The 25,328-nt window shown below is 66.2% G+C and carries 19 protein-coding genes; 14 read left to right on the top strand and 5 right to left on the bottom strand.

Annotated elements, in window-relative coordinates:
- The first annotated feature begins 327 nt into the window (after positions 1 to 327).
- The 3 genes from aceK to IB227_RS13890 all read left to right on the top strand — a co-directional run bounded on the left by aceK (position 328) and on the right by IB227_RS13890 (position 3,994).
- Complete coding sequence (gene aceK, locus IB227_RS13900) at positions 328 to 2,058, top strand: bifunctional isocitrate dehydrogenase kinase/phosphatase (protein WP_192287864.1); 1,731 nt, start codon at positions 328 to 330, stop codon at positions 2,056 to 2,058.
- A 68-nt stretch (positions 2,059 to 2,126) separates the two neighbouring features.
- A complete protein-coding gene (locus tag IB227_RS13895; RefSeq protein ID WP_192287863.1) occupies positions 2,127 to 3,014 on the top strand; it encodes a protein tonB in 888 nt (295 codons plus the stop codon).
- A gap of 89 nt (positions 3,015 to 3,103) precedes the next feature.
- Positions 3,104 to 3,994 carry an energy transducer TonB gene (locus IB227_RS13890; protein ID WP_225591826.1) on the top strand — a complete coding sequence of 297 codons (891 nt, stop codon included), beginning with the start codon at positions 3,104 to 3,106 and terminating at the stop codon, positions 3,992 to 3,994.
- A gap of 264 nt (positions 3,995 to 4,258) precedes the next feature.
- Here IB227_RS13890 and IB227_RS13885 read toward each other — a convergent pair whose 3' ends face one another.
- From IB227_RS13885 to trxA, 3 genes are all read right to left on the bottom strand, one after another.
- Positions 4,259 to 5,095: a class I SAM-dependent methyltransferase gene (locus tag IB227_RS13885; RefSeq protein WP_192287862.1), complete on the bottom strand. Its 837-nt coding sequence runs from the start codon at positions 5,093 to 5,095 to the stop codon at positions 4,259 to 4,261.
- A 360-nt stretch (positions 5,096 to 5,455) separates the two neighbouring features.
- Positions 5,456 to 7,204 carry a transcription termination factor Rho gene (gene rho / locus IB227_RS13880; protein ID WP_132865897.1) on the bottom strand — a complete coding sequence of 583 codons (1,749 nt, stop codon included), beginning with the start codon at positions 7,202 to 7,204 and terminating at the stop codon, positions 5,456 to 5,458.
- Between the two features lie 232 nt (positions 7,205 to 7,436).
- On the bottom strand, positions 7,437 to 7,766 hold the full coding sequence (gene trxA, locus IB227_RS13875; protein WP_132865896.1) for a thioredoxin TrxA: 330 nt from the start codon (positions 7,764 to 7,766) through the stop codon (positions 7,437 to 7,439).
- Between the two features lie 196 nt (positions 7,767 to 7,962).
- On the opposite strand from trxA, the gene rhlB reads away from it, so the two are divergent.
- The 7 genes from rhlB (at position 7,963) to IB227_RS13840 (ending at position 14,562) form a co-directional block, all read left to right on the top strand.
- Positions 7,963 to 9,627 (top strand): ATP-dependent RNA helicase RhlB, encoded by a 1,665-nt coding sequence (gene rhlB, locus IB227_RS13870; RefSeq protein WP_192287861.1) that lies wholly within the window; start codon positions 7,963 to 7,965, stop codon positions 9,625 to 9,627.
- A gap of 106 nt (positions 9,628 to 9,733) precedes the next feature.
- Positions 9,734 to 10,420 (top strand): cell division ATP-binding protein FtsE, encoded by a 687-nt coding sequence (ftsE, locus tag IB227_RS13865; protein ID WP_132865894.1) that lies wholly within the window; start codon positions 9,734 to 9,736, stop codon positions 10,418 to 10,420.
- Positions 10,421 to 10,430: 10 nt separating this feature from the next.
- The gene (ftsX, locus tag IB227_RS13860) at positions 10,431 to 11,378 is read left to right on the top strand and encodes a permease-like cell division protein FtsX (RefSeq protein WP_192287860.1); all 948 of its coding nucleotides are present in this window, start codon (positions 10,431 to 10,433) and stop codon (positions 11,376 to 11,378) included.
- A gap of 7 nt (positions 11,379 to 11,385) precedes the next feature.
- Complete coding sequence (locus IB227_RS13855) at positions 11,386 to 12,228, top strand: response regulator (RefSeq protein ID WP_165931219.1); 843 nt, start codon at positions 11,386 to 11,388, stop codon at positions 12,226 to 12,228.
- The gene (ung, locus tag IB227_RS13850) at positions 12,225 to 12,953 is read left to right on the top strand and encodes a uracil-DNA glycosylase (RefSeq protein ID WP_192287859.1); all 729 of its coding nucleotides are present in this window, start codon (positions 12,225 to 12,227) and stop codon (positions 12,951 to 12,953) included. The genes IB227_RS13855 and ung overlap by 4 nt, the downstream gene beginning before the upstream one ends.
- A 181-nt stretch (positions 12,954 to 13,134) precedes the next feature.
- Positions 13,135 to 14,010 carry an RNA polymerase sigma factor RpoH gene (rpoH, locus tag IB227_RS13845; protein WP_192287858.1) on the top strand — a complete coding sequence of 292 codons (876 nt, stop codon included), beginning with the start codon at positions 13,135 to 13,137 and terminating at the stop codon, positions 14,008 to 14,010.
- A gap of 150 nt (positions 14,011 to 14,160) precedes the next feature.
- The gene (locus IB227_RS13840; protein WP_192287857.1) at positions 14,161 to 14,562 is read left to right on the top strand and encodes a GFA family protein; all 402 of its coding nucleotides are present in this window, start codon (positions 14,161 to 14,163) and stop codon (positions 14,560 to 14,562) included.
- A gap of 67 nt (positions 14,563 to 14,629) precedes the next feature.
- Here IB227_RS13840 and IB227_RS13835 read toward each other — a convergent pair whose 3' ends face one another.
- Positions 14,630 to 15,913 (bottom strand): NAD(P)/FAD-dependent oxidoreductase, encoded by a 1,284-nt coding sequence (locus IB227_RS13835; protein ID WP_192287856.1) that lies wholly within the window; start codon positions 15,911 to 15,913, stop codon positions 14,630 to 14,632.
- Positions 15,914 to 16,047: 134 nt separating this feature from the next.
- Here IB227_RS13835 and IB227_RS13830 point away from each other — a divergent pair, with 134 nt between their 5' ends.
- Together IB227_RS13830 and IB227_RS13825 are read left to right on the top strand one after the other, a co-directional pair.
- Positions 16,048 to 16,905 (top strand): NYN domain-containing protein, encoded by an 858-nt coding sequence (locus IB227_RS13830; RefSeq protein WP_192287855.1) that lies wholly within the window; start codon positions 16,048 to 16,050, stop codon positions 16,903 to 16,905.
- Between the two features lie 43 nt (positions 16,906 to 16,948).
- The gene (locus IB227_RS13825) at positions 16,949 to 17,569 is read left to right on the top strand and encodes a glutathione S-transferase (RefSeq protein ID WP_192287854.1); all 621 of its coding nucleotides are present in this window, start codon (positions 16,949 to 16,951) and stop codon (positions 17,567 to 17,569) included.
- Between the two features lie 381 nt (positions 17,570 to 17,950).
- Here IB227_RS13825 and IB227_RS13820 read toward each other — a convergent pair whose 3' ends face one another.
- Positions 17,951 to 21,031 (bottom strand): TonB-dependent receptor, encoded by a 3,081-nt coding sequence (locus tag IB227_RS13820; protein ID WP_192287853.1) that lies wholly within the window; start codon positions 21,029 to 21,031, stop codon positions 17,951 to 17,953.
- Between the two features lie 656 nt (positions 21,032 to 21,687).
- Between IB227_RS13820 and IB227_RS13815 the strand changes: the two genes are divergently transcribed.
- On the top strand, positions 21,688 to 24,150 hold the full coding sequence (locus tag IB227_RS13815; RefSeq protein ID WP_192287852.1) for a GH92 family glycosyl hydrolase: 2,463 nt from the start codon (positions 21,688 to 21,690) through the stop codon (positions 24,148 to 24,150).
- A gap of 98 nt (positions 24,151 to 24,248) precedes the next feature.
- Complete coding sequence (locus IB227_RS13810; protein ID WP_132865885.1) at positions 24,249 to 25,310, top strand: LacI family DNA-binding transcriptional regulator; 1,062 nt, start codon at positions 24,249 to 24,251, stop codon at positions 25,308 to 25,310.
- The last annotated feature ends 18 nt before the right edge of the window (positions 25,311 to 25,328 follow it).

The raw sequence follows: 25,328 nt of genomic DNA, 5'->3' as shown, positions 1-25,328 counted from the left end.
AGGGGAGGGCGGGGGAGGGGTGCCTTTCGCGCGATGTGGACTTCCAGGCTTCGCGTCCAAGAACGCTCCTACGGTTGCGGCGTGCCATCAGTCCCGACGATGCGCGGATTACCCCCTCCCTTTGCCGCAGGCAAGGAGAGGGCGGGGGAGGGGTTGCCTTTCGCGCGATGTGGACTTCCCTGCTTCACGCCCAAGGACGCCTCCGCCGGGCGGGCGCCCTGTCACGGGAGGCGTGCGGTGTCGTATGGTCATGTCCATCCCCCCTCCGGCGACAGCCATGCGATCCCATCTTCTCCCTGCAGTCCGTGCATTGCCGGAGCGACCGTGATGAATGCAACGGTCATCGATGCCGCCCTGGCGGACAAGCTTGCCCACGGCATCGCCACGGGGTTCGAGGACTACCACCAGGGCTTCGCCGACATTACCCGTCGGGCACGCGCGCGCTTCCAGACACGCGACTGGAGCGCAGCCAGGACGGATGCGGTGGAACGCATCGAGCTGTACGACGCGTGCGTGGCACGCTGCCGGGCGCAACTGCAGGCGTTGCTGGCCGGCATCCCGCCCACGCAGGCGCTGTGGCGGGAAGTGAAGCAGTGCTTCGACGCACGGGTTTCATCGCGCATCGATGGCGAGCTGTACAAGACGTTCTACAACACCCTGACCCGGCGCCTGTTCGGTACCCATGGCGTGGATGACGACATCGAGTTCATGGCGCTGGACATCGAGCCGTCCGATGCCATCACCCACCCGGTTGCGCGTCATGTCTACGCCGTTTCCGAAGCGCGTCCGGCCGATGCGTTCTCGCGCCTGCTCGCCGACTATGCCTTCGACGTGCCTTACCAGCATCGCCTGCGCTGCGCCGCGGCCATCGCGGTGCGCCTGCAGGACGACCTGGCCCATTGGGGCACGTACCCGGTGCGAGCCATCGAACTGCTGGAGACCGTGTTCTACCGCGAGCGCCGTGCATACCTGGTCGGGCGCGTGTTCGGTGAGCACCGCTTCTCGCCCTGCGTGATCGCGCTGGTCAACGGGGAGGAAGGCATCCGCGTGGAAGCGGTGCTGAGCCGACGCCGCGACGTGGCGCATCTGTTCGGTGTCTCGCGCAGCTATTTCCAGGCCGACCTGCCCACCGTCGCCGACGCGGTGGTGTTCCTGCGCAGCATCCTGCCGGGCAAGCCGGTCGATGAGATCTACACCGTGCTGGGCCGCGCCAAGCAGGGCAAGACCGAGCGCTATCGCACCTTCTTCAGCCATTTCCAGCAGCATGCCAACGAGCGGCTGGTGCATGCCGAAGGCACCCCCGGCATGGTGATGGCGGTGTTCACGCTGCCGAGCTATCCGCTGGTCTTCAAGCTGATCCGCGACCGCTTCGCCTGGCCCAAGACCATGAGCCGGCAGGACGTGGAGGAGAAGTACGCGCTGGTCTTCAACCTGGACCGCATCGGCCGCCTGCTCGACGCCCAGCCCTATCGCCACCTGCGCTTCCCGGTCAGCCGCTTCGCGCCGGAGCTGCTCGATGAGCTGGTCAACCAATGCAGCCACAGCGTGCAGGTCGAAGGCGGGGACGTGGTGATCGCGCTGTGCTACGTGCAGCGCCGTTTCCGGCCCCTCAACCTCTACCTGCGCGAGCAGGGCAGTGAAGCCGCCCGCGCCGCGGCGTTGGACTACGCGCAGGCCATCCGTGACATGGCCTGCAACAACATCTTTCCCGGCGACATGTTGCTGAAGAACTTCGGTGTCTCCCGGCACGGGCGCGCGGTGTTCTACGACTACGACGAGTTGTGCCTGGTCACCGACTGCAACTTCCGGGCCTGGCCAACACCGCGCAGCGAGGAGGAGGCCATGGCCAGCGAGCCGTGGTTCCACGTCGCGCCCAACGACGTGTTCCCGGAACGTTTCGCGTTGTTCATGGGCCTGCCCCGCGCATTGCTGGACGTGGTGCAGGAGCGCTACGGCGAGCTGTTCGAGCCATCGTGGTGGCAGGGGCTGCAGCAGGGCTTCGGCAGGGGCGAGTTCCCGGACACACCGCCGTATCCGCGCGCGCTGCGCGTGGCCTGAGGGGGCATTGCGGCCGGGCGATGCCTGCGCTGTAATCCGCCGACCAAGGGGATCCAACGGGGTGGGCTATGCGTGGCAGGTTCAGTGCGTGGGTGATGGTGGCCGGGGTGTTGTTCGGCATGTCCGGCACCGGTATGGCAGCCGGAGGCAGCAGCATCACGGAGGTGCGCGAGCGCATCGAGCGCAGCATGCTCGTCAAGGGGGAGCTGCTGCTCAGCGAGGAGGGCACGGTCGCCTCGTTGCAACTGGACAGGGAAGAGATGCTGCCGACGGCCATTGCCGGCTACGTACGCGCCACGGTACTGCCATGGCGGTTCGAGCCGGTTCGCGAGCTGGGTCAGCCCGTGCGCGCGAAGGTGCCGGTCAGCCTGCGGGTAGTGGCCAAGCAACGGGACGACGGCAACTTCGAGGTGGCACTGCGCGGAGTGAACTTCATCGGCGGTGGCAAGGATGATCCGCGCGGTCTTTCATGTATCAGCACGACGCCGCCGCGTTATCCGCGTGAAGCCATTGACCTTGGTGTTGGCGGCACCGTTTACCTGCGTTTGCGGATTGGCAGGGATGGCAAGGTGATGCAGGCATTCGCCGAGCAGGTCAACCTGAAGTTCGTCAGCCGCGAACGGGATCAGCTGAAGTTCCGCCAGTTGTTCTCCGAGAGTGCGATCGAGCAGGCGTTGAAGTGGAGCTATCGCATACCTACGGAAGGAGACCTTGCGGGTCGTCCATATTGGGATGTCTGGGTGCCGGCGGACTACTCCTTCACCGATAGAGCACAGCCGGCGGTAAGGGGGTACGGCCATTGGCAGATCTACGTGGCCGGACCCATCGAGCGTGCGCCATGGGCGGAATCGGCCGCGCAGACCTGGTTCTCGCTGGATGCCCTGGAGGACGGTGGCGTCTACATGGCCGACGGCAACAGCGGCCCGCGCCTGCTGACCCCGCTGCAAGGCGGTTGAGCAACCGACAGGTATCCCGGCGTGGCGTGATTGATGCGGTCATCGGGTTTGCGTTGTAATCGGGGCACTTCAATCTCAAGGATGTGAGCATGAACGTTCGAATCGGCGCGTTGGGCCTGGCCGGGGTGTTGTTGCTGGGCCTTCCCGCGATGGTGGTTGCCGAGCCGTCGCCGGGCAGCGTGGCGCAGGTCCGCCAGCAGGTGGAAAGCAGCATGCTGGTCAGTGGCGATGTGCATATCGAGACCGATGGATCGGTGTCCGGGTTGCTGCTCCGCCAGGAGGAGACGTTGCCCGAGGGCGTGGTCAAGCTGGTGCGCGACAGTGCGCTGCAGTGGCGTTTCGAACCCATCGTCGTGGACGGGAAGCTGGTCCGCGCGGTGGCACCGATGAGCCTGCGGGTGGTCGCGCGCAAGCTGGAGGGCGGCAGCTACGAGGTCAGCCTGCGTGGGGTGAGCTTCCAGAAGTACGACTCCACCGATCCGCAGAACGTCGCAAGCATCCAGATGGATCCGCCGCGGTATCCCGAGTTGGCCTTCCGCGCAGGCGCAACCGGCAGCGTCTACCTGCTGGTGAAGGTTGGCCGCGACGGAAAGGTCGAGGATGCCTTCGCCGAGCAGGTGAACCTGACCTTCCTCAGCCGTGAATCCGACCAGCGGCGTTTCCGCGAGGTGCTGGCCCGCAATGCGATAGCGGCGGCGAAGGGCTGGACGTTCCGGGTCCCCACCGAAGGTGACGTCGCCTCGCGGCCCTATTGGAACGTGCGCGTGCCGATCAATTACGCGATGGACCGCGGCCGGGACAAGGGGGCCGAAACCTATGGTCGCTGGGTCAGCTATGTGGCCGGCCCGCGTGAGCGTGCGCCCTGGCGCACGGAAGACCGCAACGTGGAGACCTCACCCGACAGCCTGGCCGAAGGCGGCGTCTACATGGCCGACCGCAACACCGGCCCGCGCCTGCTGACCCCGCTGCAGGGCGGCTGATCGCTGGCAGGAGCGGCCTCGGCCGCGAAGCCCGACGAGAATCATCGGCTTGGCGGCCAGATTTGTTCCTGCGTGGTTGAGGTGCCAGGAGTCGCCGGTTTTGCTGCCGGGGCCGCTCTTTCCGGGAAAACAGAAAGCCCCGCTTGCGCGGGGCTTTCTGTGGCGGCCAATCCCGAGGGATCAGCGCTTCATCGAACCGAAGAAATCGTCGTTGGACTTGGTGTTCTTCATCTTGTCCAGCAGGAACTCCATCGCGGCGATCTGCTACCCGGCCCGTGCCGTAACGGGAGCACCCAGTCGGTGACGGTGAATGATGCCCCATTGCGGGTGATCAGTATCGTGCAGTTTGATATCGGTGAAACCCATTTCGCCAAGCAATCTCATCAGATCGTTGAATGCGTAGATTCTCAATTCAAGGGTTGAACCATCACCGCCGTGAAAGCACAGATCGGAAAACCGTTGCTCGCGGCCGTCCCTGGTGACATTGACGAGCACTCTATCCGTGCCCTTGCCCTCGATCCGATAGTCATGGAGTTCGGGGAAGTGCTCGACTGTGCCCCCTTCGAACGTGTATGGCACCGTGAGCGCGAGAAGGCCGCCGGGCTTGAGCAACATGCGCAGGTTGCCGAGTGCGCGTTCGCAGGGGCCGTCCACGTGTTCCATGACATCGGAGCTGACCACAAAGTCGTATTGCCCGATGTAGTGTGGATCAGGAGAGCGGATGTCGAGCCTCGGTTGGGTATGGAAGAATGTATTGAGGTAGTCGAACTTGCGCCGTAGGCCGGCTGCATACACATTCGCATCGCTCATGCCTATTCCCTTGATGCTCTTTCGCTTTGGGAGGCGCTCAAGTACTTGAATCTGATGAGTGTTGTCCAGCTCGGTCTGGAAGGCCGCCATGATGGCGCGAAACCGCATTGACGAACCGCAGGCCGGGCAGCTCGGTGCCTCCCTGTCCGAGAGAGCCTCACGCGATGCCTTGAGGCGAAATCCGCAGATGTTGCACGCGGGCTTCTCAATCGATGGTTTCGCTTGTGGAAAAGCATAGGGACGGACGCTGCTCAATGTGCGTCGAGCGAGGCGGCGGCAGGCAGCGTACACGGCGATTCCAAAGGTGCTTGTCTCACTTAATCTATCGCAAGTCATTTGTGTGGAACAGAGGGCATGTTCCGTCGACGACTGAAGAATGGAGGAGGTCTCGGTGGTTGTTGCAATCGCCGTTAGCGCAGCATGTGAGCAATGGTTCGGCCAGATTGTGGGTTGCTATTGGTGGCCATGCTGCCAAAGCACACTCGGCAGGCAGCGATGCAGGGACAGGAAGACCTATGCCCAGCGTCATTTGGGAGGTGGTTCGATAAGCTTTCTCCAGATATTTCAGGGGATGCCAGTGTGTCACTCGGCAATAAGCAGAAAGGCCCCGGATATCCGGGGCCTTTCTGCTTCCGAGGGCATTCTCGGGTGTTACCGCTTCATCGAACCGAAGAACTCGTCGTTGGACTTGGTGTTCTTCATCTTGTCCAGCAGGAATTCCATCGCGGCGATTTCGTCCATCGGGTGCAGCAGCTTGCGCAGGATCCAGATCTTCTGCAGCAGCTCCGGCTCGATCAGCAGGTCTTCGCGGCGGGTGCCGGAACGGTTGATGTCGATCGCCGGGTAGACGCGCTTCTCGGTGATGCGACGGTTCAGGTGCACTTCGCTGTTGCCGGTGCCCTTGAACTCCTCGTAGATCACCTCGTCCATCTTCGAGCCGGTTTCAACCAGCGCGGTGGCGATGATGGTCAGGCTGCCGCCTTCCTCCACGTTGCGCGCGGCACCGAAGAAACGCTTCGGGCGGTGCAGGGCGTTGGCGTCGACGCCGCCCGTGAGCACCTTGCCGGAGCTGGGCACCACGTTGTTGTAGGCGCGGGCCAGGCGGGTGATCGAGTCCAGCAGGATCACCACGTCCTTCTTGTGCTCGACCAGGCGCTTGGCGCGCTCGATCACCATTTCGGCAACCTGCACGTGGCGCGCGGCCGGCTCGTCGAAGGTCGAGGAGACCACTTCGCCGCGCACGGTGCGCTGCATTTCGGTCACTTCTTCCGGACGCTCGTCCACCAGCAGCACGATCAGGTGCACTTCCGGATGGTTGGTGGTGATGGCCGTGGCGATCTGCTGCATCATCATCGTCTTGCCGGCCTTGGGCGGCGAAACGATCAGGGCGCGCTGGCCCTTGCCCTGCGGTGCCATCAGATCGAGGATGCGGCCGGTGATGTCTTCGGAGGAGCCATTGCCGCGCTCCAGGGTGAAGCGCTTGCGCGGGAACAGCGGGGTCAGGTTCTCGAACAGCACCTTGTTCTTCGATGCTTCGATCGGCTCACCGTTGATGGTGTCCACGATCGACAGCGCGAAGTAGCGCTCGCCGTCCTTCGGGAAGCGGATGCGGCCGGACAGGTGGTCGCCGGTGCGCAGGTTGAAGCGGCGGATCTGGCTGGGCGAGATGTAGGTGTCGTCCGGGCCGGCCAGGTAGCTGGCCTCGGCCGCGCGAAGGAAGCCGAAGCCGTCCGGCAGGATTTCCAGCACGCCGTCGGCGGCGACGCCGTCGCCGTGGCGGGTCAGCACCTTCAGCAGCGCGAAGATCACGTCCTGCTTGCGGGCACGGGCCACGCCTTCGGAGATCTGCAGCTGCTCGGCGATTTCCAGCAGCTTCTGCGCCGGCATCCGCTTCAGGTCGCTCAGCGAGTAGACCGGGAAGCCTTCCGGCACGCTCGGCATCGGGCGCGGTGCGTAGTTCTCGTTGCCGCCCTCGTTGGGCATGCCGTTGTCGTCGCGGAAGCGGTTGTTGCGGTCGCGGTCGCGGCGGTTGCGGAAACGGTCGCGGCGGTTGCCCTGGCCCTGCTGCTGGCCCTGGCCACCCTGCTGCCCGTTCGGGTTGTTGTGGCGCTGCGGGTTGTTGCCGTCACCGCGCGGCTCGCCGCCTTCCTGGCCGCCGGAGGCGTTGCCGGAAGTGGCCGGGCTGTCGTTGCCACCGGCAGCGGGCGCCGGGGCGGAAGATTCCTGGGCAACCGGAGCCGGCGTCGGTGCGGCGGGCGGCAGCGGCAGTGCGGGCTGGGCCGGAGCGGGGGCGGCGCTGGTATCGCTGCCTTCGGTGGCCTTGGCGACACGCGGCTTGCGCACGCGCTTCTCGACGGGCGCGTCGGGGCTCCCGGTTTCGGAAGGAGTGTTCTCGGACAAGTGCTTGATTCCTCTCGCTAAGACGTGCGAGCGCCCTGTGGGCGGCGAACTGGTTGGGAGTGATCCGGTCGAGAACCCGGCCGGAGGGTGCGGCATGCGAACGCTGCCGGATAGGACGACACTAACACCGCCGCGCGCGGGGGTGCAAGTTGCCCGGAAACCCTGTTGGGCCGCCGTATTGGCAAGGCCCGCATGGCCCGGCGGCGGAGCGCCACCGGGCCGGGTGGATCGATCAGGCCAGGGCCTTGTCGATCATCTGGCTCAGCTGGCCCTTGCCGACGGCGCCGATCTGGGTGGCCTGGATCTGGCCATCCTTGAACAGCAGCAGCATCGGGATCGAGCGCACGTGGTACTTCACCGCGGTGGCGCGGTTGTCGTCCACGTTCAGCTTGACGATCTTCAGCTTGCCGTCATAGGCGTCGGCCAGCTCGTCCAGCACGGGGGCGATCATCTTGCACGGGCCACACCATTCCGCCCAGAAATCCACCAGGACCGGTTCGCCGGACTGCAGGACGGCGCTGTCGAAGTCGGCGTCGCCGACGTGTAAAACCTTATCGCTCACTTGTGAGTCTCCTGGGTCAATGCGACTGTCGATGCCGGGTTGACCGTCGCATTGCGGTAAACTGGGTTATTGCGCGGACAAAAAGGGTACAGCCCAAGCCGCGCGACCCGGCGCAGGGGCCGCAGTGTGCGACGGTGCCCGTATTGATGCAAGCCGCCCGGCCACACTGGCCGCCTGGCACTACAAAGACAGAATAATGAGCGACAAACCGCTGACCGATGTGACGTTTTCCTCCTTCGAACTGCAGCCAGCATTGCTGGCAGGGCTTGAAGGAGCAGGGTTCACCCGCTGTACCCCGATCCAGGCGCTGACCTTGCCGGTCGCGTTGCCAGGCGGCGACGTGGCAGGGCAGGCACAGACCGGCACCGGCAAGACGCTGGCCTTCCTGGTGGCGGTGGTCAACCGGCTGCTGACCCGGCCGGCGCTGGCCGACCGCAAGCCGGAAGACCCGCGTGCGCTGATCCTGGCGCCGACCCGCGAGCTGGCCATCCAGATCCACAAGGACGCGATGAAGTTCGCCGCCGACACTGGCCTGCGCTTCGCGCTGGTCTACGGTGGCGTGGACTACGACAAGCAGCGTGAGCTGCTGCAGCAGGGCGTGGACGTGATCATCGCCACCCCGGGCCGCCTGATCGACTACGTCAAGCAGCACAAGGTGGTGTCGCTGCATGCCTGCGAGATCTGCGTGCTGGACGAAGCCGACCGCATGTTCGACCTGGGCTTCATCAAGGACATCCGCTTCCTGTTGCGGCGCATGCCCGAGCGCACCACGCGCCAGACCCTGCTGTTCAGCGCCACCCTCAGCCACCGCGTGCTGGAGCTGGCCTACGAGCACATGAACGAGCCGCAGAAGCTGGTGGTGGAGACCGAGAACGTCACCGCCGACCGCGTGCGCCAGCGCATCTACTTCCCGGCCGACGAGGAGAAGCTGCCGCTGCTGCTGGGCCTGCTCTCGCGCAGCGAAGGCGCCCGCACCATGGTGTTCGTCAACACCAAGGTGTTCGTCGAGCGCGTCGCGCGCGCGCTGGAGCGAGCCGGCTACCGCGTCGGCGTGCTGTCCGGCGACGTACCGCAGAAGAAGCGCGAGAGCCTGCTCAACCGCTTCCAGAAGGGCCAGCTGGAAATCCTGGTCGCCACCGACGTGGCCGCCCGCGGCCTGCACATCGACGGCATCAAGTACGTCTACAACTACGACTTGCCGTTCGATGCAGAGGACTACGTGCACCGCATCGGCCGCACCGCGCGCTTGGGCGAGGAAGGCGATGCGATCAGCTTCGCCTGCGAGCGCTATGCGATGAGCCTGCCGGACATCGAGGCCTACATCGAGCAGAAGATCCCGGTCGAGTCCGTCACCAGCGAGCTGCTGACCCCCCTGCCGCGCCCGGAGCGCGCGCCGGTGGAAGGCGCCGAGGGTGAGGAGAACGAAAGCGTGGGGGCCATCTTCCGCGAAGCCCGCGAGCAGAAGGCCGCCGACGAGGCCCGTCGTGGTGGTGGCCGTGGCGGCAAGCCCGGTGAGCGCCGTGGCGGTGGCGAGCGTGGTGCCGATGGCCGTCCGCGTCGTGAGCGCAAGCCGCGCGTGGAAGGCGAGCAGGCTGCCGCACCGAAGCCGCCGCGCCCGGACACCGCCGGCAGCGCACCGAATGCGTCGGGCACCCCGGCGGTGGAAGGCGAGCGCGCCCCGCGCAAGCGTCGTCGTCGTCGCCACGGGCGTCCGGTCGAAGGTGCTGAGGGCGTGGCCGCACCGGCCGTGGCCAATGCACCGGTGCAGGTACAGGCCAAGTCGATGCGTGGTGGCAGTGACAACGACTCGTTCCTGACCCGCCTGGGCCGCAAGATCCGCCGGATGCTTTCCGGCAGCTGATCGGCCCGGCCCGGGGACGCCGAGCCCTGCTCGGCGCCGGGCCGTGCGGGGATCCTGTGCCGGGCATGGCTCGGCACTACCGGGTGCGCTCCTGCATAATCGGCGGATGAGCGTCCTGCGTTTTGACAATGTCAGCAAACAGTACGCCGGTGGCCATCAGGCGCTGGCGGATGTCAGCTTCGAGGTGGCGGCCGGCGAGATGCTGTTCGTCACCGGGCACTCCGGTGCCGGCAAGAGCACCCTGCTCAAGCTGATCCACCTGAGCGAACGGCCCACGCGCGGCGCGGTGCTGTTCGGTGAGCGCAACCTGCTGAAGGTGCGTGGCGGCAAGGTCGCCCTGCACCGGCGCGAGGTGGGCGCGGTCTACCAGGACCACCGCCTGCTGGTGGACCGCAGCATCGGCGAGAACGTCGCCCTGCCACTGATCCTGCGCGGCGACCGCCGTGCCGATACCGCCAAGCGGGTGCGCTCGGTGCTCGAACGCATGGGCCTGGCGCACCGCGAGAAGGCCCTGCCCACCGAACTGTCGGCCGGCGAGCAGCAGCGCGTGGGCATCGCCCGCGCCATCGTGGGTGAACCGCGGCTGCTGGTGGCCGATGAACCCACCGGCAACCTCGACCCGACCCTGGCCGCGGAGATCATGTCGCTGTTCGCCGAGCTGCCCGGGCGGGGCACCAGCGTGCTGGTGGTCAGCCACGACCTGGCGCTGATCAAGCAGATGCGCAAGCGCGTGCTTATCCTGGACCACGGCAAGCTGGTCGATGACATCTCGCCGCACGAACTGGCGGAGTGAGCGCAAGACGATGAGCAAACCCGCAAACACCGAAGCCGCCGCGCCGTCGCGCGTGCTCACCTGGTTCCGCCACCACCTGCACAGCGTGGTGTTCAGCCTTGGCCGCGCGCTGCGCAAGCCGTGGGCCACCGCCCTGACCGTGGCGGTGATGGCGCTGGCGCTGGCATTGCCGCTGGGCCTGTCCATCGTGCTGGACAACCTCAAGCATTTCGCCGGCAGCGTGCAGCAGTCGCGTGACATCAACCTGTTCCTGAAGCCCGAGCTGGACGCGGCCGCCGCGCAGACGGTGGTGGCCGCGCTGCGCGCCCGTGCCGACGTGGCCGAGGTGGCCGTGCGCACCCCGGAAGAAGGCCTGGCCGAGCTGCGGCAGAGTGCCGGGCTGGGCGAGGCGATCGATGCGCTGGGCGACAACCCGCTGCCGACGCTGTTGATCGTCACCCCGGCCACGGGCGATGACGCCGCGTTGGCCAAGTCACTGGAAGCCCTGCCGGAAACCGACCTGGTGCAGCACGATGCGCTGTGGCGGCAACGGCTGGACGGCTGGCTGGCGTTCGGCGCACGGCTGGTGCAGGTGTTGTCGGTGCTGTTGGGCGTGGGCGCGGCGCTGGTGGTGGGCAACACCGTCCGGCTCGACATCCAGGCCCGGCGCGAGGAAATCGGTGTCCTGCAGCTGCTCGGTGCCAGTGACGGCTTCATCCGCCGTCCGTTCGTCTACCTGGGGGCGTGGTATGGCCTGGGGGCCGGCGCGGTGGCGCTGGGGTTGATCGGCATCTGCGGTCTGGCGCTGCGCCCGCCGCTGGCGACGCTGTCGCAGAGCTATGGCAGTCCCTTCGTGCTGCACGGGCTGGACCTGTTCCACTCGCTGATGGTGCTGGTGGCGACCACGATCCTGGGCTGGCTCGGGGCATGGCTGGTGACCGGCCACTTCCTCAGGCAGACTCGCCCGACTGAAACCTGAGGCAGGCATGGCGAAGCACGAACTCAAGCATCTGATCAGCGACGCCCCCCGGGTGATGGTGGTCGATGGCTCAAAACTGGTGCGGCGCCTGATCAGCGATGTGCTCACGCGCGAGCTGCCCGACGTGGAGGTGGTGGGGTGCGCCAGCATCGCCGAGGCCCGCGCCGCGCTGGCGGCTGGCCCGGTGCATCTGGTCACCACCTCGCTGGCCCTGCCCGATGGCGACGGCCTGACCCTGGCGCGCAGCGTGCGCGACGCCGCCGGGCAGGCCTACGTGCCGGTGATCGTGGTGTCCGGTGACGCCCAGCAGCACCTGGAGCAGCGCCGTTTCACCGAATACGTCACCGACTATTTCGACAAGTCGCTGGGCCACGAGGCGTTGGCGGCCTTCATCCGTGGCTACGTGCAACCCGAGCCAGTGCCGGATGCGACCGTGCTGTACGTGGAGGACAGCCGCGTGGTGGCCGAGGCGACCAAGCGCATGCTGGAGCGGCACGACCTGCACGTGGTGCACGTGCTCACCGCCGAGGACGCGTTCTCGCTGCTGACTGCCGAATCGCTGGGCCGCACCCAGCGCGAGATCGACCTGGTGCTGACCGACGTGACCCTGAAGGGCGAGTTGAGCGGGCGTGACGTGGTCGAGCGGATCCGCATCGATTTCGGCTACGGCAAGCGCCGCCTGCCGGTGCTGGTGATGACCGGCGACGGCAACCCGCACAACCAGTCGGCGCTGCTGCAGTCCGGGGCCAACGACCTGGTGCAGAAACCCATCGAAGAACGCCTGCTGGTGACCAAGGTGCTGTTCCAGCTCCGGCTGGCGCGCATGGCCCAGCCGGCGGTGACGCTGTGAACCCGGAGCAGGCGGCGCAGATCCAGCTCGAGCCGAGCTGGAAGGCACAGGTCGGCGACTGGCTGCTGCGTCCGGAGATGCGCGAGCTGTCGGCCTTCCTGCGCCAGCGCAAGGCGGCCGGCGCGCACGTGTTCCCGCCGGGTCCGCAGATCTTCGCCGCCTTCGATGCCACCCCGTTCGAGCAGGCCAAGGTGGTCATCCTTGGCCAGGACCCGTACCACGGCCATGGCCAGGCGCATGGGCTGAGCTTCTCGGTGCCGCCGGGCGTGCCGGTGCCGCCGTCACTGCTGAACATCTACAAGGAGATCGAGGCCGACCTGGGCATCCCGCGCCCGGACCATGGCTGCCTGGTCCCGTGGGCGAAGCAGGGCGTGCTGCTGCTCAACGCCGTGCTGACGGTGGAGGAGGGCAAGGCCGGGGCCCACCAGGGGCGCGGCTGGGAAGGCTTCACCGATCATGTGGTGGATGTGCTCAACCGCGAGCGCGAGGGCCTGGTGTTCCTGCTGTGGGGCAGTTACGCCCAGCAGAAGGGCAAGGTGATCGATACCCGCCGCCACCGCGTGCTCAAGGCCCCGCATCCCTCCCCGCTGTCGGCCCACCGCGGCTTCCTGGGCTGCCGCCATTTCTCCCAGGCCAACGACTACCTGCAGCGCCGCGGGCAGGCCCCGATCGATTGGGGGCTGCCACCGCGGGCGGTGCTCGACGCCGCGCTCGCTGGCGGCTGAATCAGCGTGCTCCCTGTCGTTTGACTGAGATGCCTGCTCTGGTAGGGTGTGGGGGATGGGGAAAGCAGCTGTTTGTGGCACCTATTCAGGCTGAAGGCCGGGTGTCGTGCCAAAAACAGAATGCTGGAACTTTTTCTGTACCGGTCAGTCCAATAGTTCTGACTGCTAAGATTGGGACACTATGAGCCTGCATACCTCCACTGCCCTTGTGGCAAACAATCTCCCGATTCCCAGTGCGCTCGGCTCGCTGGATGCCTACATCGGTGCCGTGCACCAGATCCCGGTGCTGTCGGTCGATGAGGAACAGGAACTGGCGCGTCGTTTCCGCGACGAGCAGGACCTGGATGCCGCGCGCGAGCTGGTGCATTCGCACCTGCGCTTCGTCGTGCACGTGGCCCGTGGCTACAACGGCTACGGCCTGCAGCTGGGCGACCTGATCCAGGAAGGCAACATCGGCCTGATGAAGGCGGTCAAGCGCTTCGACCCGGAAATGGGCGTGCGCCTGGTGTCCTTCGCCGTGCATTGGATCCGTGCCGAGATGCACGAGTTCATCCTGAAGAACTGGCGCATCGTCAAGGTCGCCACGACCAAGGCGCAGCGCAAGCTGTTCTTCAACCTGCGCAAGTCCAAGACCCGCCTGGGCTGGATGAACGCGGCCGAAGTCAGCGCCGTTGCCAAGGACCTGAACGTCTCCGAGCGTGAAGTGATGGAGATGGAGTCGCGCCTGTCCGGTCGTGACGTCGGTTTCGATGCGCCGTCCGACGAGGACGACGACCATGCACCGCCGTCGCCGGCCGCCTACCTGGTCGCACGCGATGAAGACCCGTCGCAGGCCTACGAGCGCGAGGACAGCGAGGACAACCAGCTGAGCCTGCTGCGCGAAGGCCTGGCCAAGCTGGACCAGCGTTCGCGTGACATCATCGCCCGCCGCTGGCTGGATGCTGACAGCAAGGTGACGCTGCAGGAGCTGGCCGACGAGTACGGCGTGTCGGCCGAGCGCATCCGCCAGATCGAGGCGAACGCGCTGAAGAAGATGAAGGCACTGTTCGCCGCCTGATCAGGCGTTGAGGTGCACCGAAAAGCCCGGGGAAACCCGGGCTTTTTCGTGGGCGGTGGTGCGGGCGGGCTCTTCCGGTGAAGCTCCCGGCCGAGCGTGTCCCGGCGCGACGGTGTAGATTCCGCGCTTGCATCCTGGAGGGAGACGACGATGAAGGGTACTTGCCTGTGTGGCGCGATCGAAGTGATTGCCGGTGACGCGCACGTGCAGATCGGCCTGTGTCATTGCAGCATGTGCCGGCGCTGGTCCGGCGGGCCGTTCTTCGCGGTGCATTGCGATGACAAGGTGCGGTTCAACGGCGCCGAACCACGGCGCTACCGTTCCTCGGAATGGGCCGAGCGCGGCTTCTGCGGCGACTGCGGCACCCACCTGTTCTACCGGCTGGTGCCGGACGGGGAGTACTTCGTGTCGGCAGGGTTGTTCCAGCAGGAACCGCTGGAGCTGGTCAGCCAGATCTTCATCGACGAGAAGCCGCCGTTCTACGCATTGGCCAATGACACGCCGACGCTGACCGGCAAGCAGGTGTTCGAGCAGTTCGCTGCCGGGCAATGAACTGGGCCCTGCCGGGTGGTGCCCGGCACGGGGGTGTCGATGATGCCCGGCGGGGCACGGCTCCGCTCTACCGGGGGTCGGGCTTCCGGTCGTCGTAGGGGTTGCCCAGGATGATGCGCGCGCTGCGCTGGTAGCTCCAGTACGCCACGCCCCAGTTCAGCAGCACCACCAGGCGGTTGCGGAAGCCGATCAGGAAGAACACGTGCGCGGCCAGCCAGAACCACCAGGCCAGCACCCCGGATAGCTGCAGCTTGCCCATGTGCACGATGGCGGCCATGCGTCCGATCGTGGCCAGGTTGCCCTGGTCATTGTAGCGGAACGGGGCAGGGGGCGAGGCACCGTCCAGGCGTGCACGGATCACCTGGGCGACGTAGGCCCCCATCTGCTTGGCGGCCGGCGCCACGCCGGGCACCGGGCGGCCGTTGTCCTGCTGCAGCGCGGACAGGTCACCGGCGACGAAGATCTCCGGATGGCCGGGGACGGTCAGGTCCGGCTGTACCTGCACGCGGCCGGCGCGGTCCAGTGGCACGTCCAGCGTGCGCGCCAGTGGCGAGGCGGCCATGCCGGCGGCCCACACCACGGTGCGCGCGGGCACGTGCACGTCACCGAGCTGGAAACCGAAGGCGTTGATGTCATTGACCGGGGTGCCGGTCAGCACCTCCACGCCGAGCCGTTCCAACTGCTCGCGCGCCTTCTGCGACAGGCGTTCCGGGAAACTGGACAGCACCCGCGGCCCGGCCTCGACCAGGCGCACCCGTGCCGACGCGGGGTCGATGTGGCGGAACTCGTTCCGCAAGGTGTGCCGGGCGATCTCGGCCAGGGTGCCGGCCAGTTCCACGCCCGTGGGGCCAGCGCCGACCACCGCGAAGCTGAGCCAGGCGGCTTTCTTCTCCGGGTCGTTCTCGGCCTCGGCACGCTCGAAGGCCAGCAGCAGCTTGCGCCGCAGCAGCAGGGCATCGTCCAGCGTCTTCAGGCCCGGCGCGTCGCCGGCCCACTCGTCGTGGCCGAAATAGGCGTGGGTGGCACCGCTGGCGACCATCAGCAGGTCATAACCGACACGGGTGCCGTCGCCCAGCACGACTTCGCGCTGTTGCTTGTCGATGGCGGTGACCTCGCCCAGGCGCACGTCGACATTGCGTTGCCGGCGCAGGATGTGGCGCAGCGGTGCGGCGATATCCGGCGAGGACAGCCCGGCGGTGGCGACCTGGTAGAGCAGTGGCTGGAACAGGTGATGGTTGCGGCGGTCGATCAGGGTGATGCGCAGACGGGCCTTGGCCAGGGCACGGGTGGCCCAGAGACCGGCAAAGCCGCCGCCGACGATGACCAGGTGGGGGACTGGGTCGTGTGGCATGTACGTTCTCCAGAAAGACCGGCATCGGGCCGGCCATTGGTGGGGGCAACGGGCGCTGTCGATGATGTCATGTGATGTGCGGACAACATAGATGGCCGATACTGCGGCTCAGCCTTTCGTCATGGAGCTGTGTCATGTCCGAGCCGGAGAAGCGGATTGCCTTGTTGATCGATGCCGACAACGCGCCTGCATCGAAGATCGATGAAATCCTGGTCGAGGTGGCGGCCTTTGGCGTGGCCAACGTGCGCCGTGCCTATGGCGACTGGAAGAACCCGCGCCTGAAGGGCTGGGAACACGTGCTGCATGAGTTCGCGATCCGGCCGATCCAGCAGTTCGCCTATTCCAAGGGCAAGAACGCCTCGGACATGGCGATGGTGGTCGATGCGATGGACCTGCTGTACGCACGCAACCTGGACGGGTTTGCGATCGTGTCCAGCGATGCGGATTTTACTCCGCTGGTGATGCGGCTGCTGACCGACGGCGTGAAGGTGTACGGCTTCGGCGAGCAGAAAACGCCGGTGGCCTTCGTCAACGCCTGCTCCAAGTTCATCTACCTGGAAGCCCTGGGCAATGATCGCTCCGAGCCGCATGAGCCGAGCGCGGAGCCCGTGGCGGCCGCGCCGGTGCCGGCCGCGGCCAATGCCAGCGAGGGCGCGCCGAATGCAGCGCCCCCGGAAGCGGCCCCGATCACGCCGCGTTCCAGCGGCGAGTTGCGCGGTGACACGCGCCTGATCAACCTGCTGCGCGGCGCGGTGGAAGCTGCCGCCGACGAACAGGGCTGGGCGATGCTCAGTGCGGTGGGCAACCAGATTGCCAACCGCGCTTCGTTCGATTCGCGCAACTACGGGTATCGCAAGTTGAGCGACCTGATGAAGGCGACCGGGTTGTTCGAGGTCAAGAAGGACGGCAAGTCGTCGGCCGTGCGTGCAGCGCCGCGCAAGGCGAGCAAGGTAAGCAAGGCAAGTACGAAGCGGGCCGAGGCGAAGCCGTGACAATCAGTTCAATGATGCAAAGCGAACACAACGGAGCAAGCGGATGTTGAAGATCTGGGGTCGGCGCAATTCAAGCAATGTGCGCAAGGTGCTGTGGTGTGCCGAGGAGATCGGCCTGCCGTACGAATCGATCGAGGTCGGCGGCGCGTTTGGTGGCACCCAGTCACCGGACTACCTGGCGATGAACCCCAACGGGCTGGTCCCGGTGATCGAGGACAACGGCCTGCCGGTGTGGGAGTCCAACGCCATCGTGCGCTACCTGAGCGCACGTTACGCGCTGGGCACGTTGTATCCGGAAGATGCCGCCGCGCGCGCGCAGAGCGAGAAGTGGATGGACTGGACCATCTCCAGCTTCGCGGTGGCGTTCCGCGACCTGTTCTGGGGTGTGGTGCGGACTGCGCCGGCCGATCGCGATGAAGTACGCATCGCGGCCGCGTTGCAGCGCTGTGGCGAGTTGTTGAAGCTGGCCGACGCCGAGCTTGCGCGGCAGCCATGGCTGTCCGGCGAGCAGTTCGCGATGGGCGACATCCCGCTGGGCGCGTTTGCCTATGCCTGGTTCGAGATGCCCATCCAGCGGCCGGATCTACCGCATCTGGAGGCGTGGTATGCGCGGTTGAAGACGCGCCCGGCGTATCAGGCGGCGGTTATGACGGCGTTGACCTGAGCGCGCGGCCTTGGGCTTTTCCTGGAGCCCCTCTCCCGTTTCTTGCGGGAGAGGGGCTGGGGTGAGGTGAGCTTTCAGCGCTGCTTTCCGAGAAGACGCGGTGCTGCTATGGGTTTCGGTTGAAGAGCAACCGCAACAGCGCCCCCATCCGCCCTTCGGGCACCTTCCCCCGCCAGCGGGAGAAGGGAAATTCCAAGTCCAAAGCCAAGGCCAAAGCCAAGTCCAAAGCCAAGTCCAAAGCCAAAGCCAAAGCCAAAGCGGTTTGCTGGCGTTGGCTGCGCTTCCCGCTTTCCCTTCCTGAAAAAGAAACGGCAGCCGCCTGGTACCAGCGCGACTGCCGTGGAGGAGCGCCCCCGCGCGTTCAGCGCGGAGGTGTGAGGCTTAGAACTTCCAGTTCACGCCGAAGTAGACGACACGGCCCGCGTAACCGTTGGAGTAGAAGCGGGCCTTGGTGTCGTTGCCCAGGTGGGTGCGCGTCTCTTCCTTGGTCAGGTTCAATACCGAGGCACTCAGGCTCAGCGCCGGGGTGATGTTGTACGCGGCGTTCAGATCGATCTGCTGGTAGGGCTCCTGGTAGAGGTTCAGGCCACTGATCAGGCCCTGCACCACTTCGCCGCGACGGTTCCACGAGGCGCGCAGCAGCAGCTTTTCCACTTCATAGAACACGGTGAAGTTGGCCTGGTTCTCGGCGCTGCCAACCAGCGGCGACTTGCCGATCTGGGTGCCGTCTTCCAGGGTGATCGCCGCTTCGTTGGTGTCGTTCCAGGTGTAGTTCGCCTGGAAGCCCAGGCCGAAATCCAGCGTATGCTGGGCGTAGAACTCCAGACCCTGCGACACCGCGTCACGACCACCGGCCGTGGTGGAGTAGTTCTGCACGACGACGGTCTGGCCGCCGACGTTCTGCGTGACGTCCTGCACCACCGGTACCGAGAAGTTGCTGACGTCCTTGCGGAACAGGCCCAGGCCCAGCACTGAGCCGGGGTGGAAGTACCATTCCACGCCGATGTCGTACTGGGTGGCCTTGTAGGCTTCCAGATTCTTGTTGCTGCCAGAACCGTACCAGCCCTGCTCACTGGCACCACCGGTGAGGCGGCGGTCGTTGACGTATTCGGGGCTGAAGTATTCCAGGCTGCCCGGTGCGGCGATGTTGCTGTAGCTCGGGCGCGCGATCACCTTGGAGGCTGCTGCACGCAGCAACAGGTTCTCGGTCAGTTCATAGGCCAGGTTGAAGCTGGGCAGCACGTCGGTGTAGTTGCGGTCCAGGCCGCTGACCGCGAACGACTCGGCGCGCGCTTCGCTGTCGGAGAGGCGCCAGTAGCCCTCGGTGCCGCAGTAGGTACGTGCCGGTGCGGCGCCGGGCACCGTGTCGCCGGCCTGGCAGGCCAGCGGGTTGCCATTGGCATCGTCGTAGAAGTAATCGTTGTACGAGGTGACCTTGTCGGTGGAGTCGGCATGCTGGCGGGTGCTGACCACGCGCACGCCGACGTTGCCGCGCAGGCGCTCGGTGCGGAAGTTGGCCTGCAGGTAGGTGGAGTAGATTTTTTCGTCCACGTTGTAGACGAAGTTGTCCTCGTTGCGGGTCTGCATCCCCCCGTAGGTCTTGTTCAGGTACGAGATGTAGGCCGGGTAGTTGATGGCCGGGAACGCGCTTGCATTGATGCCGCCTGCCAGGTTGCCCATGCCGTAGATGAAGTCGGGCGAGAACTGCAGAGCGAGGTCGTTGCAGCCGCCGTTCCAGTAGCGGTTCTCGTAGTCGCTGGCATCGGTGCCAGGGCAGGCCCAGTAGCTGTTGCCGGTGCTGCGGTGGATGCCGCCGTCACGGTATTTGACGCCGAACTGCAGCGATTCCAGGAAGCCGCTGTCGTTGTGCCAGGTGGTGTCGATCTGGGCGTACTTCTGCTCGTTGGTGTTGCGCGTCCACGACGAGCCGGTGGAGCCCAGGTCAACCTGCAGGATGCCGTTCTTCAGGTTCTGCATCAGTTCCGGAGAGAACGCCATCGACGGCGTGCCGGCCAAGCTCCAGGCGCTGGCCAGGTTGCCGAGGTTCCAGCTGCCGTCCGCATTCTGGCTGCGCGGCTTGAGTGGCACCGAGAACTGCAGCGACGGGCCGCCCTTGGCCCAGGTGCGCCCGCCCTTGAAGGCGACGTCGACCGACTCGCCGCGCCATTCGGCGGAGAAATCGGCGGTCTGCGACAGTGCCTTTTCGAGGTTGTAGCTGCCGGTGATCTGCGGGGTCGGCACGGTGCAGTCGTCAGAACCCCAGCCACCAGGCGCCATGCCGCCTGCCGCGGCCTCGTCCTCGCTGCAGTAATAGGTCTTGCCCGGATGCCGGCTGTAGTCGGCGCCGGTGACGATGGTGCCGCTCGGGTCCATGGTCAGCCCATCGAGCAGGCGTCCGCCGGCCCAGTTGCCGTCGCCCCAGTAGCGGGCGATGTTCCATTCCGGCACCTTGATGGTGTGGGTCTGGGAGTCCTGCGACAGGTCGAAGCGGAAGTAGTTCGCGGTCAGGGTGAGGTTGTCCAGCGGCTTGAACTGGAGCGTTATCTGGCCGCCCTTGCGCTCGCGCTTCTCGTCCTTGACGTCGAGGTTCACCGAGGTGGGCATCATGAAGCCGGTGTAGTACTTGCCGCTCTGGTCGTAGAAGCCAGTGCCGCCCCACCAGTTGGAGTTGAAGTCGGAGGGGTTGCCGTTGACGTCAACCGCAGTGCCGCCTTCGTCACGGCCATACCAGGACCAGCCTTCGGTGCTGGCGCCCAGGGTGCGAGTGGTGCGCTTCTGGTTGGTATAACCGACGAACACGCCGAAGCGGTCGTCCTTGTCATGCCAGGCGTAGGAGGCGGAGAGCTGGCCGTCGGCCTTCTCGGTGGTGTCTGCCCAGGTGCCTTCAACCGAGACGAAGCCGGTGTTGGCTTCCATGTCCAGCGGGCGGCGCGTGTGCAGGATCACCGTGCCGCCGATGCCGCCTTCGTCGATGCGGGCTTCCGGCGACTTGAACAGCTCGGCGCTGCCCAGCATGTTCGACGGCAGCAGCGTGTAATTGAACGAACGGGTGGGGTCGCCGTTGGATTCGGCGGTGGCCACGTAGTTGCCGTTCAACTCGGTAAGTGTCAGCTCCGAGGACAGGCCGCGCACGCTGACGTTCTTACCTTCGCCGCCGCTGCGGGTGATGATCACGCCGGGCACGCGCTGCAGCGCGTCGGCGACGTTCTTGTCGGGGAACTTGCCCACGTCCTCGGCGGTGATCACCTCGACCACGGCGTTGGCATCACGCTTCTGTTCCAGGCTCTTCTCGATGGCGTAGCGGTAGCCGGTGACGGTCACGCTGTCCAGCGTGGTGGCGTCGGGCTGCGTGGCAGCCTGTTGTGCGAACGCCGCGCCCGGTGCGATCGCGACGGCGAACAATGCAGCGGCAATGGCGGCGGACAATGCGTCGCGGCCCTGCATGCGGGTGATCTGTTTCATTCCACTCTCTCCCTCTCCTGGATTGAACTGGTAGCTGATACGGAAACTTGAATCGATCTAATTTTTGAAGCCGATTTCTTTTTGACGTTGCAGGTGTTTCCCGTGGCGTTGCCTCGGTCCTTTGCGCCTTTCACGATCAGGCAATCGCGACCGAGTTATTTGGATCGATCTAAACGATTGGCGGCAAATTTTTACCACAGCAGCCGGGTGCGACGCATGCTGCTGCGCAATATGAGCCAGGCCCGGCCGTCCGGGCCGATGTCGCGGCAGGGGGCTCAGGTCAGGGGTGTCCGGTCCGGGAGGGGGCGGGCACCGGGTGACGCGTGGGGCGATCCGCAGGCGCAATGGTGCGCCGCAGAATGCAAGTCCAGAAAATCTCGTGTTCTACTTAAATCGATCTAAATTTGCAGGAGGGCGGACCTGCAGCGATTGAAATGCTGGTTTTACTGCCTTCATGGCGGGCTGATCGGCAGCTGATCGATGCTGTTGTCCACCTGATCGCCGCCGCTGGGCTTTTCCATCGGCAGCCGCCTGCCCGCTTGTTGAGGCCGACTCTCTCCCCCGTCCTGCCGACGGACGGGCCGGCCTCACAGGCCCGGCTTCGGCCGGGCCAACCTGACGACGCCGTACCGACATCGACCCAAAGGATCCATCGCATGAGCCGATTGCCGTCTGTTTCCTCCCGCCTGATCCGGCCCCGGCCGCTGGCGCGCCTGGCCTGCGTGCTGGCCCTGTCCGTGGTCCCGCTGCTGCAGGCCGCGCCGGTGGCGCTGGAGCGCGAGGTCAACACCTTCATCGGCAGCAAGGACGACGGCAATACGTTCCCGGGGGCGTCGGCCCCGTTCGGCCTGATCCAGGTCAGCCCGATCGGCAGCCACTACTCGGGCTGGCGCTACGACGACGAGAAGATCCGCGGCTTTGGCCACTCCTTCATCTCCGGCGCCGGCTGCTGGGAACAGGGCGGGCAGGTCTCGGTCCTGCCGGTGACCGGCAGCATCGGTCCGGGCGGCGACTTCGACACCCGCGATGCCAAGCGCTTCGACCACAAGAGCTACGCCTCGGCCTATGCGCACGACGGCGAAGTGGGCCAGGCCGGCTACTACAAGGTGCGCCTGACCGACTACGGCGGCATCGACGTGGAGACCACCGCGCGCACCCGTGCCGCGGCCGAGCGGTATACGTTCACCGCCGGCAGCGGGCTGGGCCATGTGCTGGTCAACGTTGGCCAGGCCAACGAGCGGCACTCGGTCATCGGCAGCGTCGTCGACGTGGTCGGCGACCGCGCGGTGGAGGGCAAACTGGTGACCAAGAGCTTCTGCGGCGGACACCAGTACACGACGTGGTTCCGCATCGAGTTCGACCGCCCGTTCAAGGCGCATGGCACCTGGGGCGAGAACGGCGGCCTGCCCGATGCGCGGCACAGCATGGAAGGCGAACTCAAGCCCAACGGCGCCTGGTTGAGCTTCGACCTGGCCGACGGTCGCAGCGTGACCGCCACCAGCGCGATCTCGCACGTGGACGCCGAGGGCGCGCGCAACAACCTGCGCGCCGACGGCAAGCAGGGCGACCGCCTGCTCGGCTTCGATCGCATGCGCGCGCTGTCCCAGCAGAGCTGGCGTGAGCAGTTGGACAGCGTGCGCGTCCAGGGCGCCAGTGCCGATGACCGCGTGGTGCTGTACACCGCGCTGTACCACGCGCTGTTGCAGCCGATGACCGGCAGTGACGCCGATGGGCGCTATCGCGGCTACGACGATGCGATCCACCGTGCCGATGGCTGGACCTACTACGAGTACTTCTCGCTGTGGGACACCTACCGCTCGCAGAACCAGTGGCTGGCGCTGACCCGCCCGGACGTGGCACGTGACATCGCGCGCAGCGTGCTGGCCATCGATGCGCAGGGCGGTTGGCTGCCGCGCTGGGGCTACGCCAACTTCGAGACCAACGTGATGACCGGTGACCCGGTGACGCCGTTCCTGGTCGACCTGTGGCGTTTCGGTGCATTGACCGGCCGCGAGGCCGAGGCCTGGACCGCGCTGCGCCGCAATGCGTTCTCAATGCCGCCGATCAACTCGCGCCATGCCGGCCGCTCGGGCAATGCCACCTATCTTGCCGACGGGTACGTCGCCTATGACCGCGCATTCCCGTCCAGGGGCATGGACGTGGACCCGCACCACGGCGGCTCGGCCACGCTGGAGTACGCCTTGGCCGATTGCGCGCTGGCACAGATGGCCGATGGCTTGGGCCATGCCGACGATGCGCAGGTGCTGCGCGCCCGTGGCGGCAACTGGCACAAGGTGTGGGACGCCGACGTGCGTGACGCCGAGGCCGGCTTCAGTGGCTTCCCGCGTCCGCGCGCCGAAGGCGGCCAGTGGTACACGCCGGCCGATGGCCACTACAGCCCGCGCTCGCAGCATGGCTTCCACGAAGGCACCGCCTGGCAGTACCAGTGGCTGGCGCAGCAGGACATCCCGGGCCTGGTGACGGCGATGCATGGCCGCGAGGAGGCCGGTCGCCGGCTGGATGCGTTCTTCGCCTATGGCGAACTGCTCAAGTCGCCGCAGACCGCCGCGCGCAAGGAATGGGTGGTCGGGCCGTACAGCTACTACAACCAGTACCGCTACAACCCCAACAACGAGCCGGACCTGCATGCACCGTGGATGTACACGCTGATCGGCCAGCCGTGGAAGACGGCCACCGTGGTGCGCGCGGCGCAGCAGTTGTTCACCAACGCGCCCAACGGCGTGACCGGCAACGACGACCTGGGCACGATGTCGGCCTGGTATCTGTTCAGTGCCCTGGGGCTGTATCCGGCGGTACCGGGTACGGGACAGTTCCTGCTGCATACGCCGCGGTTTTCCAGCGCTGAAATCAATCTCGGCAACGGAAAGCGGCTGCAGCTGAGGGCACAGCGTGCCGATGGGAATCGCTTGCAGTACATTCACGCCGTCCAGTTCGAGGGCAAGCCGCTCAACACGGTGTGGCTCGACTGGGAGCGGCTGAGCAAGGGTGGGACGGTGGAGTTCCAGCTGGGCGAAGACGTTCCGACGCAGGGCTGGGGTACGGCCATTGCGGATCTGCCGGTGTCCTATTGCGCCACGCCGGGCAGTGAAATGAAGTGAGCTGCTGCGACGCCGTTGCCAGTGGGTCCGGGCAGGGCGCGTCGACGCGCTGCCCCGATCCTTTAGGATTTCCGCGAATCGAGCCGTCAGCCTGAGCCATGAACGATAAGAAACCCGCCGCCAGCCAGCGCGCCGGCAAGGAAGCAAAACGTGCGGTGACCGTGACCGACATCGCCCAGGCGGTGGGCGTGTCACGTGCGACGGTGTCGCTGGTGCTGCGTGGCAGCCCACTGGTCAACGTGGACACGCGCGCCAAGGTGGAGGCGGAGCTGCGCCGCCAGCGCTACGTATACAACCGCACCGCGGCCAACCTGCGCCGCCGCACCTCCTCCTCGATCGCGCTGGTGATCAACGACCTGTCCAACCCGTTCTTCGCCGAATTCGCTTCCGGCGTGGACGAAGCCCTGGGCGAGAAAGGGTATGTCACGCTGCTGGGCAGTACCTCCGAATCGCCGGCACGGCAGCAGGCGGTGCTGTCCACGCTGATGGAACACACCCCGACCGGCTTCATCCTGTCGCCGGCCGAAGGCAGCGACACCCAGGCGCTGCGCCAGGTGCTCGGCGTCAACGCCAACGTGCTGCTGTTCAACCGCGAGCTGGAAGGCGCCGACTGGGACTTCCTGACCATGGACAACCAGAACGGTGCCTACCTGGCCACCCGTCACCTGATCGAGCAGGGCCATCGCGACATCGCCTTCTTCGGTGGGCATGCCGCGTCGAGCTCGTGCCACCAGCGCCGCATCGGTTACCAACGCGCGCTGTCCGAAGCAGGCCTGGATCTGCGCCAGGACTGGCTGATCGAATCGGCACCGAACCGCCTGGAGGCCGCCGCACGCACCGGCGAGCTGTTCGAGGGTGGCCAGCGTCCCAGCGCCGCGGTCTGCTACAACGACACCGTCGCCCTCGGCCTGATGCTGGGCCTGACCTCGCGTGGCATCCGTCCCGGCGCCGACTTCGCGGTGACCGGTTTCGACGACATCTCCGAAGCGTCGGTGGCGGTCCCGCCGCTGACCACGCTGACCGCCGACCCGCGCGAGCGTGGCCGGCAGGCGGCGTCGCTGTTGCTGCAGCGCCTGGACAACCCTGACGCGGCTCCGATGCGCGTGGTCGCGCCGGTGCAGCTGCGTGTCCGTGAGAGCAGCGCGGCGTTGCCACGCTGACCGCCCCCTTCCACCGCA

This window comes from Stenotrophomonas sp. STM01 (assembly GCF_014852135.1).
In the GTDB taxonomy this organism is placed as follows: domain Bacteria; phylum Pseudomonadota; class Gammaproteobacteria; order Xanthomonadales; family Xanthomonadaceae; genus Stenotrophomonas; species Stenotrophomonas capsici.
This window is presented reverse-complemented; position numbering and strand designations above follow the sequence as displayed.